This window comes from Desulfobacter sp. UBA2225 (assembly GCF_002348205.1).
Lineage (GTDB): Bacteria > Desulfobacterota > Desulfobacteria > Desulfobacterales > Desulfobacteraceae > Desulfobacter > Desulfobacter postgatei.
Genome location: NZ_DDYV01000073.1, coordinates 1 through 18,794 on the forward strand (window position 1 = coordinate 1; position 18,794 = coordinate 18,794).

Consider the following 18,794-nt stretch of genomic DNA (forward strand, 5'->3'; position numbering starts at 1 on the left):
ACCGGGAAAATGGGAATGCGCCCCAATCGGCCGAAGAGATTAAAACCGGAAGTATCCATGTGAACAACAGTGCTTGTGAGCTGTCAAGGCTGGCTGAAAGTCTGAACGAAATGGTCAGTCGGTTTAAATTAAAATAGCAGCATAGCAGGCTTCACCCATAAGATCATGCCGGTATTAGGGCTCGGAAAAAAGGAAGCTTTGATTTATACGTGCGAGTTATCCATAGAGTATGTTAAAATAAATGTTGATTACAGAATGTAACATCTTTTCGACACGGTCCCCTCCTGTATGGGAGGGGGGATAAGGGGAGGGAACCCCATTAAGGTGGGGGTCCTTTAAATGTCATAAAAATTTGAACATAAAAAAATGCCGTTAAACAGAAAAAATAAATTTTTATGGTTTACAGGAATCTCGCTTCTGCTCACATTTATTGTCTTTTTATCTATAATGGCGATTTTCTGGTGCAGGCTCCCCTCCTTAAGCCAGGACTTTTTATTTAAAATCATCAAAGAAAATGGGATATACTTTTTTATCAGCTTCATTTTATTTTTTGAGGTCGTCGGCTTCACGATCTATGCTTTTTTGAATAATTTTTTTATTCCTTTGACAAAAATCCCTGATGAAATATCCGTCATTTTAACGGTTAATTCTTCCCACCGGATCAATATCGAAGGCGGAAACGAAATTTTAGCGATCTCAAACGCCATAAACCTTTTTGCGGATCATTACGAAACGCTGCAGAAAAATATAAAAGAAGAGATAAACAGAAAAAGAGCCGAACTCGAAATAGAAAAAAATATGCTCGCATTATTTTTCGACGAGCTCCCGCAAGGCATAATCGCTTGCAACACAGAAGGAGAGATAAATCTTTTCAACAAAAAAGCCAAAATCTTAGAGGCTCAAAACCATATTATCGGAATCGGCAGATCTATTTTCGATATTATCGATAAAGACATAATATTGAATGCGCTTTATGAAATAAACGTAAAAAACCCTAAGAAACATGTAGCGGCATCGTCTTCTTTCATAACCTTAAGCCCCGGCAATGTTTTGATAAAGGCGGACATCTCACCGATAACGGATCGGCGTGACAATTTTGCCGGCTTTATGGTCGTTTTTTATAACATAGGAAAAGACTTTGAGCTTTACGCAAAAATTGACAACATCTTCAAATCCACCGCAAACAAGATTCTTACTTATCTCGATAAGATAAAAAAAGAGAAAATGACAACACCGGAGATCGCTGCCATCGAAGAAAATTTAAAAAAGTCCGAACAAGACTATATCGAGAAGATAAAAGAGCGTCTGCCGTTTCTGGTGGTTTCAGACAGGGACATCATAACTACTGTCCAGAAAAGAGCCGGAGAAAAGCTTAACATATCCCTAAAGCCTGAGTTCCCGGCTCATATAAACTGGATAAGGATCGAAACTTACTCTTTTATTAATGCTTTTTTATCCATTTTGACCATTTTGAAAAATAAGACTTTTAAAAAAACGTTTAACTGCAAGCTTTTTAAAGAGGCGAATTTTCTGGCAATTTTTTTTCATATTCCGGATGCCGAGAAAAATTTGAATATTTTTAAAGATGATCATTTTTTTTTAACGCTGAAAGATTTTGTGAACTATCATGAGGCGCAAATCAGTTTAAGTTTTAATGAAAAGAGCGAAAAAGGGCTAAAAATTCTGATACCGCTTGCAGAGATGAAAGAGCCGGAGGGTGTGCGCAACATCGTGATTGAGCGAGAGGCCTACGAGCGGCCGGATTTTTTCGATTTCGATCTTTTTACAAAGCGGAAAACCGATTCCAAATTAAATGATATGCGTTTAAAAGATATCGTGTATACGGTTTTCGATACGGAAACGACCGGTCTAGATACCAGAAATGACCAGATAATTTCGATAGGCGGGGTCAGAATCGTAAACGGCAGGATTTTATGCGGAGAAAAATTCGACCAGCTTATAGACCCGAAAATGAATATTCCGCTCGAATCTGAAAAATTTCACGGCATAAATGATGAGATGGTTAAGGGAAGGCCCGATATAAAAGAAGTTTTGCCGCTTTTTTATAAATTTTCCAAAGATACGGTTTTGGTGGCGCATAATGCGGCATTCGATATGAAGATGTTTTCTATGAAAGAGGCCCAAACCGGAATAAAGTTTGACAACCCGGTTTTAGACACCCTCCTGCTTGCCTTAATCGTTTATCCTATGCACGAAAAACATAATATGTCGGCTATCGCGAGTTTTGCCGGCGTTGATATTGTGGGACGCCACACGGCTATCGGCGATGCCTCGGCAACGGCCGGGATCTTTCTTAAGCTTATTCCGCTTCTTGCTAAAAAAGGTATTCACACTTTAAATGACGCGATCAACGCCTCTAAAAAGACTTTATACTCAAAACTGAAATATTAAAATTAGACATTATACCGATTTTTCGTAACCTATTGATTTTACGGGGACGCTTATTTTTAAAGATCTAATAAAATCAAGCATTTATCCCAAATCGATATAATGTCTATTTATTATTAATCAGCCATGGAACAGTTTGAACTGGATCAGGAATACCAGGATGCCTGCAATATAGCCAAGCATTGCCAGCCAGCTGATTTTTTTCACATACCAGAAAAAGTTAATTTTCTCCAGGCCCATGGCAGCAACGCCTGCCGCCGAACCAATGATCAGCAGAGAGCCGCCGGTTCCTGCACAGAAGGCCAGGAAGGTCCACAGGAAATTATCCATAGGAAATTGATGGATATCATACATCCCCATAGATGCGGCCACCAGAGGCACATTGTCAATGATTGCACTGATGACACCGATAAACGCAACGATAATGCTTTGCTGACCAATGGTCTTGTTGAGCCAGGTTGCCAGTGCCGTCAGAATATGGGTATTTTCCAGGATTGCCACAGCCATCAGAATACCGACAAAAAAGAGAATGGATGCCATATCTATTTTGGCCAGGGCATGCACTATGGTCAGGTGCTCCTTTTCTTCGTCGGGCTTCTCCTTGTGGACAAGCTCTGCCACCAGCCAGAGAACGCCAAGACCGGTCAGGATTCCCATAAACGGCGGCAAATGGGTTATCTCCTTGAACACCGGGACCATGACCAGTGCTCCTAAGCCGACAGCGAACACCAGGTCCCGTTGGAACTTTGTGGTTGTCCCGGAGCCATTCTTTTCTGCTTTTTTCCCCACAGACTTGCCTTTCAGCATAAAGCTGACGACAATCAGGGGAATAGCAAGATTTGCGACGGACGCCAAGAATACCGATTTGATGATCCCTAATGAAGAGATCTGGCCCCCGATCCACAGCATGGTCGTGGTGACATCACCAATGGGAGACCAGGCCCCACCTGCGTTGGCGGCAATAACAATAAGTCCTGCAAAAATCAGGCGGTCCTCGTGATTATCCAATAGTTTTTTGGTCAATGATACCATGACAATGGTGGTGGTCAGATTGTCCAGCATGGCGGAAAGAAAAAAGGTGACAATCCCGATGAGCACAATCAGAACACTCTGACTGGTGGTGGTAATCCGGGAGGTAATCACTTCAAATCCGTCATGGGCATCCACCAGCTCAACAATGGTCATGGCCCCAAGCAGAAAGAAGATAATCTGGGCGGTAGCCGCAAGATTTTCATTGAGTTGTTCCGTCACCAGATGATGATTGCCCGTGGTAACGGCGTAAATGGTCCACATGATGCCGGCGCCCAGCAGGGCGGAAGCAGATTTGTTAACCCTGAGCGGATGCTCAAAGGCAATGGCCGAATAGGCCAGAACAAAAACGATTACTAACAGCGTATGCATAAAGCCTCCTCAAGCTTAAAATACGAGAAGGGATTATAATACTATAATTTTTTCTTACAATAGTTTAGTGAAATATATGTTGTGCGCAGGAGGCTGTTGCGAACCATACATATAAAACGGCAAGTAAAGTTGAGTGGTTGCCTTTGCGTATCCCTAAAACCTGCTGATGGCAGCGACTCTGGCCTGGCTGGCCTTTGCCAGATCCACAGGGGAAATTTTAAATGTATCCGGGTATTGTTTCCGGGTCAATAAATGTATTTAAAAAGTATGCATTTTTATCTACAATGCCCAGCCAACTTCTAAAATAAATAAAAGGAAACTCGATATGTTTGACTACCCCTTATACCTGAAACAGCTGACGGCAGGAGAGCCGGTCAACAACCCTTTTCTGGATTTTTTACAGATCAAGGCCGAGACGGTTGAAAAAGGATACGCCCGGTTCAGCATGAAAATACGCCCCGAATTTCTCCAGGGTGCCGGGATCATGCAGGGCGGTTTAGGCATTGCCCTATCCAGTGAAACAGCGGCCCATGCGGTGATGAGTACCATGCCACCAGGCGAAAATCTGATAACCATAGAATTGAAAAACAACTTTCTTTCCATGGCGTCCCAAGGCCGCCTGACCGCTGAAGCCACGGTGTTCAAACGGGGCAGGACCCTTGTTTTTGTGGACTGCACAGTCAAAGATGACACAGGAAAATATATTTCAAAAAGCAGCGCCACCCTGATGATAATTCCACCCAAAACAGATTAATGAAAAAAGGCCGTACCTGAAAAACGCTCAGGTACGGCCCACGCCTATATCATTGTTTGATTTCATAAAAGAGATCTTTGTCGGCAAAAGTTTTGGCGTTTCCGGCATAATGGTTGGAGGAATTTTTCATCATCTGTTTAATTTCTTCTTTGTTTTCATAGGTCTTTTTCACCTTTCCCGGGGATCCGATGACAAGGGAATATGGCGGAATAATAGTTTTTTCCAGCACCACCGCACCTGCGGCGACAACAGATCCGGTGCCGATAACCGCCTGATTCATCACCGTGGCACCCATACCGATCAGGCAGTCGTCTTCAATGGTGCAGCCATGGAGACAGCACTGATGCCCAACGGTAACGCCGTTACCGATCGTTAAAGGGACGCCCGCATCCGCATGACACATGGAAAGGTCCTGGATATTTGTTCGTTCACCGATGGTGATTGTGGCGGTATCCCCCCGGACAACCGTTTGAAACCAGACCGAAGAGTCCTGGCCGATATTTACATCACCAATAATTTGAGCCGTTGGCGCAATAAATACGGAATCATCAAGTTTAGGCTGGATATTTTTGAATACGTATAAAGTCATTCTCTCTCTCCTTATCATCATTTTATTGAATTTGTTCTGTTCAAAGTTTATATTCTAAATTTGCTAATTTAATACCTGCCGTTTCAAAAGTACAACCCAGAAAAGGAAAAATTATGTCAAAAGAATACGATGTGGCGATTATCGGGGCAGGCACAGCCGGACTGACAGCCCAGGAAGAGGTGGTCAAACACACGGATAACTATGTGCTCATTGATGACGGCCCCTTGGGCACCACCTGTGCAAGGGTGGGCTGCATGCCATCCAAGGCGCTGATTGCGGTGGCCGATGACTTTCACAAATGCAGTTTTTTTGATGAATACGGCATTGACGGCGCCAAAGGCCTGATCCCGGATCATCAAAGGATCATGGCACGGGTCCGGTCCATGCGGGATGAATTCTCAGGCGGCGTGATCCAGGAGATGTCCGGGTTCATGGATAAGGTGATCCGGAAAAGGGCCGAATTTCTGGACCCCAATACCCTGGATTTAGGAGATGAAATCATCCGTGCCAAAAGCATTATCATCGCCACCGGCTCAAAGCCCTTTATACCTGATTCCTGGCTGCCGTTTAAAGAATTTATAATCGACACCGACCAGTTCTTTGAACTGGAAACCCTGCCCCAAACCATGGCCGTGTTTGGGTTGGGTGCCGTCGGCATTGAGCTGGGCCAGGCCCTGCACCGACTAGGGGTCCGGGTGACAGCTGTCAGCCGCCGTAAAACCGCAGGCGGCCTGACCGACCCCAAACTTGCCGAATATGCCTTTGATCATTTTTCCAAGGAGATGCACATTGAGCTGGGCACCGCGCAAATTCTGGGCAAAACCCCAACCGGTCTTGAAGTGGGATGCGGCAGTAAACGATGGTCTGTGGACCGGGTGCTTATTGCCACGGGCCGACGGCCCGGGCTTCAAGATTTAAACCTTAAAAACTTAAAGGTTGACCTGGATCCCAAAGGGATGCCGGTCTTTAATCCTGAAACCTTGCAGGTAGGGGACCTGCCCGTGTTTCTGGCCGGGGATGTGAACGGGCTTAAACCCGTTCTCCATGAAGCCGCCGATGACGGCACCATTGCAGGATACAACGCCTGTGCCGGTACCATGGCCCGGTTTAAAAAACGAATACCGCTGCAAATCACCTTTTCTTCACCGGATATTGCCATTGCAGGCCTCTCCCACAAAGCCCTGACGGAAAAAGGCATTGATTATGTGGTGGGCGAGGCGTCCTGGGAAGAACTTGGAAGGGCCAGAATGATACTTGGCAAAGCTGCCGGGCGGGCCAGAATTTACGCCGAACCCCAAAAGGGACGCCTGCTGGGTGCAGAGCTTATGGCGCCGGCCGGCGAGCATATGGCCCATCTTCTGGCCTTGGCCATGGGAGCGAATCTGACAATCAAAGAGATTCTGGGCATGCCTTTTTATCACCCCGTGCCTGAAGAGGCGCTTTTGGATGCTTTTCTCCAGATCGCTACACAGATCACCGATCCTGTCTCCATGCCAATCCTGCAAAGAATAAAGGGCAAGCCCCATGGCTAATAAAACAAAAGACCCGCTCAACCTGTTTTTGTCTGATGCCCGCTCCAGGGCCCAAGCCCACGATATTGATATGCTGGTTTTCGGAAACGAAGCAGCAGACCTGGATTCCGTGGTTTCTGCCATTGGTTTGGCCTGGGTGCTAGGAACCGGCCAAAAACCCTGTGTGACATTGCCTTTGATCCCCATTAAAAGGGATGATTTCCGCCTGAAAACAGAAAGCCGGTGGGTACTCTCCCAGACAGGTGTTGATGCGGAAAACCTTTTTTTCCTGGACGATATCCAGCCATTGGACAGACTGATGTCCCGGGTCAGGGAATTTGCCCTGGTGGATCATAACCGATTGACAAATGGTTTTTCAAAATACAAAGAAAAAGTCATGCGTATCATGGATCACCATGAAGATTTAAAGCTGTATCCCAATGCCCTGCGCCGGATTGAACCCGTTGGTTCCTGTGCCACCCTGGTGGGCGAAGAGTTGATCCACGGCAGTGGAGGGGAAATACCCCGAAGCCTGGCCGCCCTTTTGCTAGGGGCTATTCTGATTGATACCGTCAACCTTGACCCCGAAGCCGGACGGGCAACCCCCAGGGACCATGAGATGGCAAGGCATCTGCAACCCATAGCCGGCCTGGAAACAGACAATTTTTACCAGGGAATCCGCGCAGCCAAATCAGACATCAGTGAAATGGGCACAAGGGACCTCCTCAGACGAGACTGTAAGACATTTCAATTCAACAAAGTAAGCTGCACCGTTGCATCGGTGCCTTTGGCCCTTGAACAATGGATGGTCAGGGACAATGGTCTTGCCAACGGCATTGAAACCTATGCCGGAGAAATTCAGGCAGATATTTTAATGACCATGAACACCCAGCGCACCCCTGAATTTTCAAGGGGGATTGCTGTTTTCTGCAAATCCCCCATTCTTTACACAACCATTTCCGCCATACTGACATTCAACCTTGACCTGGAAATAATTCCCCCGCCCCAAGGCTTTAACTGCGGAAAGGTTCACTTTTACCGCCAGGGAAATCTGAACTTGTCCAGAAAAAAACTTGAGCCGATACTGAACCGGTATTTTTCAAACCTTGAACTAACGTGTTAAGCCCTGGACATATATTTTCTGGTTTCTGTATTGACCTTGACCATCTCTCCGATTTCAAGATATTCAGGCACCTGGATCTCAACCCCGTTAGAAAGAGTGGCAGGTTTTGTTCGGGCCGTCGCGCTAGCCCCTTTGATGCCCGGAGCGGTTTGTGTGATTTCAAAAACAAGGGAGGCGGGAATTTCAATGGCCACCAGATTGCCGTCAATGAACATGCCCACAATATCTTCCATGCCGTCGGTGAGCCAGACCAGCTCATCTTCAATATTGTCTTGGGAAATCAGATACTGACCATATTCCACACTGTCCATGAACACATGCAGGTCCCCGTCCGGATAGAGATACTGGACAGGTTTTCTTTGCAGGCCCACATCATCGAGCATATCATTGCCTTTGTATGATTCTTCATACTTCTGGCGGGTCTTGATACTGCTGAACCTGACCTTGTAAAGGGTGACAGCCCCCCTTGCCGACGGGGTTTTTACATCAATATGTCTAACCAGATACGGTTCACCGCCGATGTCCACCACCTGGCCCTTTTTTAAATCACATGCTTTTGGCATACATGCCTCTCCTAAAATAAAACTTCATTGCTTTTATAAAATTGACGCTTAGACCCTTAGGCCACAGACTTTTTTTGCCTGTTTACCAGCACCAAGGGTTTAACGCAAGTTTATATTGCCAGCCGACCAGGGTAACTGCATTATAATATACATACTTATTCTTCTTCCAGCTTATCAAGTACCACTAAAGAATTCGGGGCACAGCCTACTATTTGCCGGGCAACTTTAGCCGGAAATATTTCGTAGGTATACATTCGCCTTGAACCTGATGGGGGGGGCGTGCGGATCATTTCCGTGAATCACTCGACCAAAGAACAGACGCGGACAGGAATAAAAGCTACAGGTTTTAAAAAATCAAAAAGATTGCGAGGGTCAAGAAAGAAAAAAATATTTTTTTCTCTTGACCCGGCTTTTAATGGGTTACCCCATTTCTTCCCACGTTCGGGTTAATCGACGTTTACCACAACGTATTGGTTCCCTTGTGCCTGGTAGTATACACCGCCACACTGGTACAGGGAGACCCCGCTGATAACAACAGTGGAATATCCTATAGGAAGAACCGACACATAGACGGCTGTACGGCGGATCGTTCTGCGGGTGGTACGCCGGGCAACACCGGCAACACTGATAGGTGTCACCGGTCTGCCCACTCTAGCCTCGGCCTGTTTTACAAACATCTCTTTTTCACAGAAACTTTCTACCCCGAAACTGACCGCAAGCAGGCAACAGACCGCAATCGTTATTTTTACTGTAATGTTCATTAGTTACCCTCCTTTTCGGATAAAAGCTCACCGGTATCGCTTAGCACAATCTTTTCAAGCTTCACAGCATCAGACGGTGGCGTAAATTTGAATTGTTCTGGGGAGATGGATGGATTGGTATCCCAGTTACGGAACCGGATCTCATACTGGGGTGCCGCAGTATGCCACTTGGTTGTGATAACATATTTCATGGGCAGCGGCATATTTCCGTCCCTGACCCACAGCTGCCAGTCGGTTTCGGCTTCCCTGAATGCCAGATGGTGGCACGTGTATCCGCCAACAACGGCTTTGCCGATATACATCCCTTCCAATACATCGGAAGACATGATTTCATATGCATTGTTTAACAAAAGATCCGCACCGGGAGCTGGAACGCCGGTCTCCATTTCATAGGCCAGGATAGCATCGTCCGTATTTCCGTGAACGTTGAGCTGGGCATAAGCATTGAGCCCTTTCCCATGAAGGGTCAATGTACTGCCGTCATAGATAAATGCCATGTCCGCGAACATCCCCTTTCTGGTAATATAAAAATTGGATGGCCGGTTCATCAAAATAGTTCCCGAGCTGCTCAACTGAAATTTTTGTCCTGACTGCGAAACGACCTCAAAGTCGATATCTGCATCTGCACTGAATGCCTTTGCCTGACCGATAAAATCTGACATTGCTTTTAAAACCGCATCGGCTTCAGGTGAAATATTATCCGATGCAGTTGCTGCTCCTGATAGAAGCCCGAAAATTAAAAGCATTGAGACCATTGCCCTGAATAGGGTATTTCTAATTTTTTTGCTGATTTGCTTCAAAACGACCTCCTTATCAAATGTATTTTAAATATCAATCATACCACCCGCATTTATCTTAATTCTCCAGACAGGTATTTAAAATTTTTGCTTACTGCCTGACCGGTGGTGATCAAAGTGGACATAGAACCAACAAAAAAGACGCGGCAGAAGCCCTTCCCGACACCAATCTATTCGAATCCGGGAGGTGCCTTTTCCCAGGGATATCCGTCTTTTGCCAAATTATACCCCAGGTCAAAAAGTTTGCTCATGTATACCGGATCAAATTCCTCTTCAGGCCTCACAACAAAATCTTCGGGAATATAAGCCAAATTGAAATCAATACCGTCCCGCTGACAGTCCAGATATATACGGTACATATCCCCGATTCCCTGGGTCCGGATCAACGAATTGATGGATATGCCAGCAATGGGTAAAATTTTAGGCTTTACCGTCTCCCAGTCAGGCTCAAGAAAAGAATTTCGAACCACGTAAGCCTTTGGTTTGCCCGGGACCTCGAATTTTGTCAGGATCTGTTTCCAACGAAGGCCTGTCGGATAAAGAAACACCTGTGAAATCGTTCCACCGTCAACATGCATTTCATCATAAGTCTTTCCGTTGGCCTCAACCTCGATCAGCACGGGTGGAAAAGCCGCCGGTATGGATGCCGATGCCAGGATGATTTTGTGAATCAAATCTAGGGCTTCTGGCCGGCCGCTTGAAGCGATGATGCCGATGTCCCAAACAACAGGCCGTTTGGCATCCAGGTGTGTTGTCCCCACATACAGGCGTCGGCCTTTTTTATATTCAGCGGCGACTTCATCCATCACTTCTTTATTTATGTACTTGGCAAGCATTGCCCGTAAAGGAGCTGTATCTGTAGCGGATATACCGGTAATGGCATCCAGGATGCTGCGTTTGATGACCAGGTCTTTAGTCGAATAAGTTGTATACATCTCCTTTAACTGTTGGTCATACGCCGTCCCTAAGAATACAAAAGTAGACATGAGCGCCCCTGTGCTGATGCCGGTAACCAGGGTAAAAGTCGGACGGGTTCCGGTGGCCGACCAGCCGACCATCATACCGGCACCGAATGCCCCGTTGGCACCGCCGCCCGAGAGGGCCAGATAATGATGTTCTTTGCCGAAAATTCCCGGAAATTTTTCCATGACTTTTTCACGGGGCTGACCGATAACGGCATTGAGAAAGGGCGGGGACTGATCTCCCCAGAATCTGGCCCGGGGAATGTCCTTGATCCGGGCGGTATCACCAAATTGTTCCGGCAGGGGGGTACGAAGGGGTATTGTCCCGCAACCACAGAACAAAAAAATGAAGGAAAAAATCATAGATACGAAGAAAATTGCTTTAATTCTCATATTAAGCCTTATTAAGAAAAAATCATAGATACGAAGAAAATTGCTTTAATTCTCATATTAAGCCTTATTAAATGGGGTGAAAATTATGGATTTGACATCAGGTGTTAATGGACTTTCAATTACTGTACAGACATAATGAATATCAGGTTTCATGTTCACCCTTTTTTAATCGTTTGAATTTCAGCTTCGGCTGTCCACAACCTGTAACGGACCTCAACATCGGAAGGGACATATACCACAACGGGTAATCGGCTGTTATAGGGAATAAAAACTTGTTTTCCTCCCAAGGTGATAAATTTTTCCACCCTGGGACTGTCAGGATCAACGGCCATCATTGTACCGGCCATGGGGCCTAATCTGTTTACGCTGTAATAGGAATATCCCCACCCTTTGACGGTTTGCTTTTTAATTTCCCCACCCCAAAAATACGTATTTGAGTTATCCACCCGGACAGTCCGTCCAACGATCAGCTCAATTCTAATATTGGACTCATCCTTTTGTTCCGGGAGTTGCAGTACAAACCTCTCCATTCCAGGTTCCGGGGATGGGAACGCTGCCATTTTATCTCCGGCGCCGGCACGAACCCCTGGAACCATAATCATAATAATGAGAACTAACTTTATTTTTAACCATTTATTTTCTATTATATTCATTTTCTTAACTTTGTTTCTCCCTAATCCTGCAATTTTTAATGAGGCTTTGTTGTTTTCAGTGAATGCAGCTATATTCATGAGCAAAAAACATTCCAGCCAGACACTTTCCTGGTTTTATTTATATCCTGAAAAATGATTTCATTTCCCCAATATCGTTTAAACTCTGCAGGGGGCCACTGACCGAATATGATTTTATAGCCCAAGCCTGGGTATTTTGAACTTCAGGGATTAAAGAAAACCCAGGTTTCTGTGTCACCCTGAAAGAAACACCAAGACGAAATATCGGCTTGGTGCCGATATTTCGGTTGAACTTCATTGCACTAGACTAGAAAAGGGCAACTTTGCGTCCAAACACGAATTTGCGTTCAGACACTATTCAGAAAAAAATAAACGTAAACTGCAACCTCCCACCAAAGCCTTCCGGTCCATTTTCGGTTGTATCGGCCCAATAGCGGAGGCCCAAAGAGATTTGAACGGGTAATTTGCCGAACTTGAGCATTTGCGCCACACTGAAATTGATGGGCACCGACCATTCCTCATTTTCCCAATCATAGGTTGATTCCGTATTCAGGCTGAAGGTGGTATGAGTGCTGGTTAAATAGGCCATAAACGGTTGTATTAACGTGGAACTGATATCCGCCCGATCATCGTCACCAGCCACCGACCAGATATGGTTTGCCAACAGACCATATGTCCACGATCCCTTCTGTTTCAGGGCAACGCCGGTCGGTCCGATGCCGAACTTTTCACTACCAAGGGCGTCATCTGTGGCAGTGGGCAGGAGCCATACCGGGCCAACACCCCAGGTCCAGCCTCTTTTGCTAAGGGTTTTGGGGGAAAAAAATTGACTGGCAAGAATATCACCTATACCCGATTCTCCCATACCCGCAGCAGGAATATCATCCGTATCAATCACCGGCAGGATCGTCCTTGTTATGACATTCCAGTTATCCCCTAATGAAATGGGTAAGATAGGTTGAATGTTCAATACCCATTTCGACCCTTTGTCATCTTCTCCAAAATCCTTATCATAGTTGAGTTGAAAAGGCACACTAATCATGCTGGCAATGGGGTTGGCCAGTTTCTTTGCAATGTCATCTTGAGTCTCTGCCATGCTCGAATTGGCAAAAATTAGCACCATAATTCCCACCACAAACCAGCAAATAACCATTTGAATCAATCTATTTTTCATTTAATTGCGACCTTCTGTTTTATTATCCAATTTGATCACCAGCGGGCCATTTACGGCTTTCATCACATACGATGCCGGCAAACCGTTTTCAAGCAATTGCGCAATGGCCCGTAAATACTTGCGAATATGAAGAAAAAATTTTCTGTATCCAGCACAGAGATATTGCAGCCCCGGTTCGCCGAACAAGGTCGTTTCAAACCGGTGTTTCGGGCATCCCCCCCGGCAAGCGCGCAGGACATCACATTCTAAGCACCAATTCGGCAAAGCACTTTCCTTTGAAACACCAAAACCGGAACTGATTGATCTTTCAACCATATCCATAACCCGTTCGGACAGAATATTGCCCAGCCGGTATTCCGGGTAAACGCTGTGATCACAGGCAAACACATCGCCGTTATGCTCAATGACCAGGGATCTGCCGCATTGTTTTGCATGGATGCAAACCGGCGAAGGGTTGCCGAGCCAGGCATTTAAGGCCCATTCAAAATTCATGACAAAGATTTTACCCACATCATGCCGAACCCACTCTTCATAAATTGCGATTAAAAAATCACCATACTCCTCCGGTATCACGGACCATGATGTCACATCTGCGGATTCATTTTTTCCGTCCAAAACCGCCGGGCCGGCCAGACGCAATCCGTGTTTTTTGCTGACAGCATCCGGCAGCCGTTCCACAACAGGGGCAAACTGGATGAATTCAATATTTTGTTCTTTAAAAAACCGGTACACGTCCAAGGGGTGTTTTGCGGTTTCACGGGCTACGCAAGCCATCACGTTGTAATCCACCTTGTGTTTCTGGAGCAGCTTCAGCCCCCCCAACACCCGGTCAAAGGAACCTTTTCCTGAACGATCTTTCCGGTACTGATCGTGAATTTTTTCGGGTCCGTCCAGGCTGATACCCACCATAAAATTGTTTTTTTTAAAAAAAGCACACCATTCGTCGGTCAATAACGTACCATTGGTCTGGATTGAATTGGTTACGGTTTTAGCTCCGGCAAAATGACGCTGTATCTCCACCACCCGCCTGAAAAAATCGACCCCCGGCAGCGTGGGTTCACCGCCCTGCCACACGAATTCCACCATCGGCGTCGGCTGGGCACTAATATATTCGGAAATAAATGTCCGAAGTACCTTGTCAGACATTCTAAAGGCTTTCCGCGATCCGAAAAGGACTTTTTTCTCAAGGTAAAAGCAATAATCGCAGTTCAGGTTGCATGCCGGGCCGATGGGTTTGGCCAAAATGTGGATGCCCAGCGTCTGGCATGGGGTCTGCTTATCTTTTTTTTCAGTGCTCATTTTTTTGAATTACTTAATCATAAACAATTTTTTTGGCGCAGACCTTTACCATAATTCAGAGATCTGTTCGGCTCCGCCCATTTTCGGACAGAGCGAATTTAACGAACGGCATAAATGTCTGCCTGGTATGTTTTTTTAACGACTACGGCCTGTAGTTAGTCATCCCCGGGCCGGTCTTGTCATATACATTGAAGTGTTCATCCGACATGATCGTGGCAAGGCCTCCTTCAGGTCTCTCCTCCAAATCCTTTTCCAGTTTTTTAACTCGAACCTTCCAGCCTTCCGGAAGTTTTTTGTACATACCCGCCCCTGTGGAAACAAACTCATCATAGGTGTACTTCGGGTTCAATCCAAGTTGAAACCCTTTCATGACCCAGGCGTTTCCTTCAGGATCATCCAGAATCACGACTGTCGTTCCCTTGTTCCAACCCAACCCGCTCTTTCGCGCAATGTGCATAGGCTTGTAGGGCGTACTTTCCGACACGCCGCCGGTGTTACTCCCCATGTCCAACTGGGCGACCCAGGGAGCTTGAATGCCGTTGAAGTTCCTTATCACCCCGGTATCAATTTCGGTCCAATCGGGTAGCCAGAGTTTAGGGCCGTTCAGGGACGCGCCGAGAACACCAAATTCCTTTTTTACCTGATCAAAATCGATGCCTTTAACCAGTTCCTGGGGAGCAGTGTCTCTCGATGCAGGAATACCATCAGGCATGAACATCGTGTTGTAGCAGGAGGCTAGCAGGACTCCTGTCTTCGAATCCTTGGCAGCAAGAAAAATCTCAACATAGCGTGTTTGGTGCATATTATCGACGCGCTTTTGCTTGGCGTTTGCACCGTCTGAAAGAACCATTGGCGCTGCACAAGAAGCGTCCTGGGAAAAACACGGCATCGCCGAGGCTAAAAAAAGAGACATCACCATCAATCCAACGTTTACTGTCTTCATTTCTTTTCTCCTTTATTATTTTACCGGCTTAGCTTCTGGAAATGTCCAGAAACCATCAATAATCTTCTCATCGGGCCGGTACATCCTTACAATGTAGTTCCAGCCCGGTGTAATCGGCAGGTAATTGGGTTTGCCGGGATCACCGCCGAAATGTACCGTCACTGTCCCGTCGGCATTCCGCTCGGCTGTGACATTATTTACAGAATAGGCATCCAGGCCATTCTTTTCCATAAATCCTTTGGCATTGTATACGGTGATGGACACGAACCCATCCACGGGCACCTTTTCCGATACCGTCAGGACATAGGGTGTTTTCCCATCGTTTTTTTCGGGAACCACATTCTCATAGATCGCATCCTTATCCGGATTTCCGCCCCAGCCGTAAGCCGTGCCCAGCAGATGGCTGAGGGGATTGACTTCGTTTTTGTTGCCGAACATCCCCCTGGCACTGGATCGGGTGGCCGCCAGCACATTGATCGTGTCGCGCATTTTGGTCAGGGATACCAGGTCCCATTCCGGAATGTTAAACGTTCCCGGGCTCTGTTGACGGACCTGGATCTGATCCTGCAAATTGTTGGCAGCCTTTATATCTTCCGGATCATTCGCATCCACAAACGTCCGGATAAGAATGCAAAGATAACGCGTCCCGACCTTGTCCTGTGTGAATGCATATTCTCCCTGGTTGTAATCAACTGCAAGCGTGTAGTGATCCTGGTTAATGACTTGCATGGACTGGAACCGCCCTTTGCTGTCCGGTTTTAGGATGGTGACTGGTTCAGTCAGATCAAAGACACCGATGGAATAAATCGTGTCACGATTCATGCGGATCACATTCTGTTTGTCAATGGGCGTTGGTTGACGGATGTGCATAAATTTTCCCAGCGCCCCTGTTTTGACATAGCGGGCCATGGTCATTTCGGTCTCGGCGCGGACGAAATTATCCACGGTCACTGTTTTTGATGCCATGCACAAAGCCGGGCTCAAGAAAATCAGCCCGATAACGGCGAAAATGAAAAGATGTCGCTTCACGAATCTTGCTCCTATCATCTATAGGTTAGGGTTTTTCAATATCAATGGCCACCATTTCCGTGATTTGGAACACTACCTGCTCGCCAATACTATGTTTACTTAAATCGATATCATCGCGTACCGGGAACGTTTTGCGTGAGCCGTCCTGAAAAGTCAGCGTTGCTGTCCGATTTTCAGAATCGATCTCTGATATCTTGGCGACAATCTCACGGGTTTCAGCAGCCAGGCCGCCGGCCTGGGCACCGACTGCCATAACTGCGGTCGACCCGCCAATAGAGGTTGACGTTTCATCCAGAAAGACCACCATCTGTTCGGTAATCGTAACTTTTACCATATCGCCTTTTTGAATTTTATCAAAATTAACCGCATCCGGTCCCACTTTAACGGTCACCTCATTTCCATCAGTCCCCATCAGCGTGGCTTCCCGGTTGAAATGGTCAATGGCGATGACCCGGGCATTGATTTCCATGATTTCGGCAATCACACCGCCGGGAACGCCTTCATTGTAAGCTGCAAAACGTTCAATATCACCGGGCGGAGGCGGGGAAACTATTGAATCGGCTATATTTGTTCGCTCTCCGGATGGCTGGGAGGAGATCGTTGAACAGCCACCAAAGCAAAACAATGCTGTAATCAATAATGCCGGCCAAATAAAGTTTTTTCTAAAACTTTGTTTTATATGTCTCATTTATTATATTCTCCAAATTGTATGAATTATCTTCATGACAGCGTGTGAGATACCGAACTTGATTGACAGTCAAGCCCGGTACTGGGGTAACCATTAACATCTATTACCGGATAAAATTTAATCCGCCATTGCCTTTTTATGGGCAAATGCCATGCGGGTGTTGTGTTCCTCCGCTTTTTCAGCTTTTTTCATGTCCTTTGTTTCAACCGTAACCTTGTAAATGCTACCGGTAAATTTTGATTTACGCTCGGCGCCAATGGATTCGACCACCGGTGTGGCCAGATCAATCCCCACATCTGCAGTTTCATCGGCTGAAAAGACCATGGGCTGGGTATGCGGAATCCGGCCTTCGGCGACTTTTTCACCATCCACATAAAGCGTTCCCTGACCGCCCTTGGCCAGGCCGCCGCCGTCATAGGCAAAATCAAACTTAATTGTATGTTTGCCGGGTGAAAGCTTGTTTTTGGCCGCCACGGTAAACCGCTGCAGGCCCAGAAAGTTGTAATCATATCCTGGAACACCATCCAGAACATAGAGGGCCCATCCGCCAAACCGACCGCCCTGGACGATGATGGCGCCATTTCCGCCGTCTTCAGGGACCTCGATTTCAGCGGTAAGGGTTTTGGATTTGTTTTTAATGTTGATAAATACATTTTCGCTCATGCCGGTCATGCCTTCGGCAAGGGTCAGCGAGGTCCGGTGACCCATCAATGTCGGCCGGCCTACCAATTCAGCATTGAAACGTTCAAATAATCTGTCGTCAATGGGCAGCACATGGTTCTTTTCGGCTTCCTCCAAAAACAGTTTCTGCATCTGGGCCAGTTTTTTGGGGTATTTTTGCGATAAATCGTTTACCATGCTGAAATCGTTGCCCATGTCATAGAGTTCCCAGACATCTTCGGTGAGTCTACGGCGGGGTTTGGATTCCCACGGGGCCCGATGAATGGTTCTGGCCCACCAGCCGTCATGATAGATGGCCCGGTTGCCGGCCATTTCAAAATACTGGGTGGTGTGCTGATCTTTTGCATCTGCATCGTCAAAGGTATACACCATGCTGGTTCCGTCCATGGGCCGCTGTTTGACACCGTTCACTGTTTTGGGTTCCGGCAGACCAGCAGCCTCCAGGATGGTCGGGGCCACATCGACGACATGATGGAACTGGGTGCGCAACTCCCCTTTTGCCTTGATACGTTTGGGCCAGAAGACAGCCGTGCCCACTTTGGTGCCACCGGGATCCGAAGCCACCTGTTTGGTCCACTTGTACGGGGTGTCCAGGGCCACGGCCCACCCGGCCGCCATGTGCGGATATGTCTCGGGGCCTCCCCACTTGTCCATGACCTTGAGCATGTCTTCAACTTTTTCATGAACCCCATTGAAATAGGTCATCTCGCTGAACATGCCGTTGGCCCCGCCTTCTGCACTGGTGCCGTTGTCTCCATAAATAAGGAACACCAATGTGTTATCCAGCTGGCCGGTGTCTTTAACCGCATCAATGACACGACCGATCTCATGGTCGGTCATGTCGACAAATGCGGCAAATACTTCAAACTGGTGGGCGTACAGTTTTTTCTGGTCGGCACTCAACGTATCCCAGTCCGGAATGGCCTTGGGTTTGGGTGCCAGCTTTGTGTCTTTGGGAACAATGCCGTTTTGAATCTGCCGGGCCAGAATTTCTTGGCGCAGTTTGTCCCAGCCCTGGTAAAACTTGCCCTTCCATTTGGCGATCC

Annotated in this window: 17 protein-coding genes; 4 read left to right on the forward strand and 13 right to left on the reverse strand. The window is 46.8% G+C overall.

The window, feature by feature from the left end; all coding sequences use genetic code 11:
• The first annotated feature begins 582 nt into the window (after positions 1 to 582).
• Positions 583 to 2,412, forward strand: a complete 1,830-nt coding sequence (locus tag B3D59_RS03910; protein WP_286817816.1) for a 3'-5' exonuclease — start codon at positions 583 to 585, stop codon at positions 2,410 to 2,412.
• Positions 2,413 to 2,529: 117 nt separating this feature from the next.
• Here the strand turns inward: B3D59_RS03910 and nhaD are convergent, their stop codons facing one another.
• Positions 2,530 to 3,810 (reverse strand): sodium:proton antiporter NhaD, encoded by a 1,281-nt coding sequence (gene nhaD / locus B3D59_RS03915; protein ID WP_286817818.1) that lies wholly within the window; start codon positions 3,808 to 3,810, stop codon positions 2,530 to 2,532.
• Positions 3,811 to 4,135: 325 nt separating this feature from the next.
• Between nhaD and B3D59_RS03920 the strand changes: the two genes are divergently transcribed.
• A complete protein-coding gene (locus tag B3D59_RS03920; RefSeq protein WP_286817819.1) occupies positions 4,136 to 4,564 on the forward strand; it encodes a PaaI family thioesterase in 429 nt (142 codons plus the stop codon).
• 49 nt (positions 4,565 to 4,613) lie between these two features.
• On the opposite strand, the gene B3D59_RS03925 is transcribed toward B3D59_RS03920, so the two are convergent.
• Positions 4,614 to 5,153: a gamma carbonic anhydrase family protein gene (locus B3D59_RS03925; RefSeq protein ID WP_286817821.1), complete on the reverse strand. Its 540-nt coding sequence runs from the start codon at positions 5,151 to 5,153 to the stop codon at positions 4,614 to 4,616.
• Positions 5,154 to 5,266: 113 nt separating this feature from the next.
• Between B3D59_RS03925 and B3D59_RS03930 the strand changes: the two genes are divergently transcribed.
• Positions 5,267 to 6,685 (forward strand): dihydrolipoyl dehydrogenase, encoded by a 1,419-nt coding sequence (locus tag B3D59_RS03930; protein WP_286817823.1) that lies wholly within the window; start codon positions 5,267 to 5,269, stop codon positions 6,683 to 6,685.
• Positions 6,678 to 7,787 carry a DHHA2 domain-containing protein gene (locus tag B3D59_RS03935; RefSeq protein ID WP_286817824.1) on the forward strand — a complete coding sequence of 370 codons (1,110 nt, stop codon included), beginning with the start codon at positions 6,678 to 6,680 and terminating at the stop codon, positions 7,785 to 7,787. The genes B3D59_RS03930 and B3D59_RS03935 overlap by 8 nt, the downstream gene beginning before the upstream one ends.
• On the opposite strand, the gene yeiP is transcribed toward B3D59_RS03935, so the two are convergent.
• From yeiP to B3D59_RS03990, 11 genes are all read right to left on the reverse strand, one after another.
• Complete coding sequence (gene yeiP / locus B3D59_RS03940; RefSeq protein WP_286817825.1) at positions 7,784 to 8,350, reverse strand: elongation factor P-like protein YeiP; 567 nt, start codon at positions 8,348 to 8,350, stop codon at positions 7,784 to 7,786. The two genes, B3D59_RS03935 and yeiP, sit on opposite strands and share 4 nt — an antisense overlap.
• Before the next feature lie 446 nt (positions 8,351 to 8,796).
• Positions 8,797 to 9,111, reverse strand: coding sequence for a hypothetical protein (locus tag B3D59_RS03945; protein WP_286817826.1), 315 nt, complete (start codon positions 9,109 to 9,111; stop codon positions 8,797 to 8,799).
• Positions 9,111 to 9,911 carry a DUF2092 domain-containing protein gene (locus B3D59_RS03950; RefSeq protein ID WP_286817828.1) on the reverse strand — a complete coding sequence of 267 codons (801 nt, stop codon included), beginning with the start codon at positions 9,909 to 9,911 and terminating at the stop codon, positions 9,111 to 9,113. Before B3D59_RS03950 ends, B3D59_RS03945 begins: the two co-directional genes overlap by 1 nt.
• 167 nt (positions 9,912 to 10,078) lie before the next feature.
• Positions 10,079 to 11,263: a patatin-like phospholipase family protein gene (locus B3D59_RS03955; protein WP_286817829.1), complete on the reverse strand. Its 1,185-nt coding sequence runs from the start codon at positions 11,261 to 11,263 to the stop codon at positions 10,079 to 10,081.
• 155 nt (positions 11,264 to 11,418) lie between these two features.
• Positions 11,419 to 11,823, reverse strand: a complete 405-nt coding sequence (locus B3D59_RS03960; RefSeq protein WP_286817831.1) for an ecotin — start codon at positions 11,821 to 11,823, stop codon at positions 11,419 to 11,421.
• 469 nt (positions 11,824 to 12,292) lie between these two features.
• Positions 12,293 to 13,108, reverse strand: coding sequence for a hypothetical protein (locus tag B3D59_RS03965; protein ID WP_286817832.1), 816 nt, complete (start codon positions 13,106 to 13,108; stop codon positions 12,293 to 12,295).
• On the reverse strand, positions 13,109 to 14,407 hold the full coding sequence (locus tag B3D59_RS03970) for an anaerobic sulfatase maturase (protein ID WP_286817833.1): 1,299 nt from the start codon (positions 14,405 to 14,407) through the stop codon (positions 13,109 to 13,111). It lies immediately after the preceding gene.
• A gap of 142 nt (positions 14,408 to 14,549) precedes the next feature.
• Positions 14,550 to 15,350: a hypothetical protein gene (locus B3D59_RS03975; RefSeq protein WP_286817834.1), complete on the reverse strand. Its 801-nt coding sequence runs from the start codon at positions 15,348 to 15,350 to the stop codon at positions 14,550 to 14,552.
• Positions 15,351 to 15,365: 15 nt separating this feature from the next.
• Positions 15,366 to 16,379 (reverse strand): DUF1214 domain-containing protein, encoded by a 1,014-nt coding sequence (locus B3D59_RS03980; RefSeq protein WP_286817835.1) that lies wholly within the window; start codon positions 16,377 to 16,379, stop codon positions 15,366 to 15,368.
• A 25-nt stretch (positions 16,380 to 16,404) separates the two neighbouring features.
• Positions 16,405 to 17,067, reverse strand: coding sequence for a hypothetical protein (locus tag B3D59_RS03985; protein ID WP_286817836.1), 663 nt, complete (start codon positions 17,065 to 17,067; stop codon positions 16,405 to 16,407).
• 117 nt (positions 17,068 to 17,184) lie between these two features.
• Positions 17,185 to 18,794: sulfatase-like hydrolase/transferase (locus tag B3D59_RS03990; protein WP_286817837.1), on the reverse strand; the 1,610-nt coding region annotated here is incomplete at its 5' end.

Coding starts and splice junctions, on each gene's coding strand:
- B3D59_RS03965 (WP_286817832.1), bottom strand. CDS start 13,108: ATGAAAAATAGATTGATTCAAATGGTTATTTGCTGGTTTGTGGTGGGA.
- B3D59_RS03935 (WP_286817824.1), top strand. CDS start 6,678: ATGGCTAATAAAACAAAAGACCCGCTCAACCTGTTTTTGTCTGATGCC.
- B3D59_RS03945 (WP_286817826.1), bottom strand. CDS start 9,111: ATGAACATTACAGTAAAAATAACGATTGCGGTCTGTTGCCTGCTTGCG.
- B3D59_RS03985 (WP_286817836.1), bottom strand. CDS start 17,067: ATGAGACATATAAAACAAAGTTTTAGAAAAAACTTTATTTGGCCGGCA.
- B3D59_RS03970 (WP_286817833.1), bottom strand. CDS start 14,407: ATGAGCACTGAAAAAAAAGATAAGCAGACCCCATGCCAGACGCTGGGC.
- B3D59_RS03960 (WP_286817831.1), bottom strand. CDS start 11,823: ATGGCAGCGTTCCCATCCCCGGAACCTGGAATGGAGAGGTTTGTACTG.
- B3D59_RS03930 (WP_286817823.1), top strand. CDS start 5,267: ATGTCAAAAGAATACGATGTGGCGATTATCGGGGCAGGCACAGCCGGA.
- B3D59_RS03955 (WP_286817829.1), bottom strand. CDS start 11,263: ATGAGAATTAAAGCAATTTTCTTCGTATCTATGATTTTTTCCTTCATT.
- B3D59_RS03975 (WP_286817834.1), bottom strand. CDS start 15,350: ATGAAGACAGTAAACGTTGGATTGATGGTGATGTCTCTTTTTTTAGCC.
- B3D59_RS03920 (WP_286817819.1), top strand. CDS start 4,136: ATGTTTGACTACCCCTTATACCTGAAACAGCTGACGGCAGGAGAGCCG.
- nhaD (WP_286817818.1), bottom strand. CDS start 3,810: ATGCATACGCTGTTAGTAATCGTTTTTGTTCTGGCCTATTCGGCCATT.
- B3D59_RS03925 (WP_286817821.1), bottom strand. CDS start 5,153: ATGACTTTATACGTATTCAAAAATATCCAGCCTAAACTTGATGATTCC.
- yeiP (WP_286817825.1), bottom strand. CDS start 8,350: ATGCCAAAAGCATGTGATTTAAAAAAGGGCCAGGTGGTGGACATCGGC.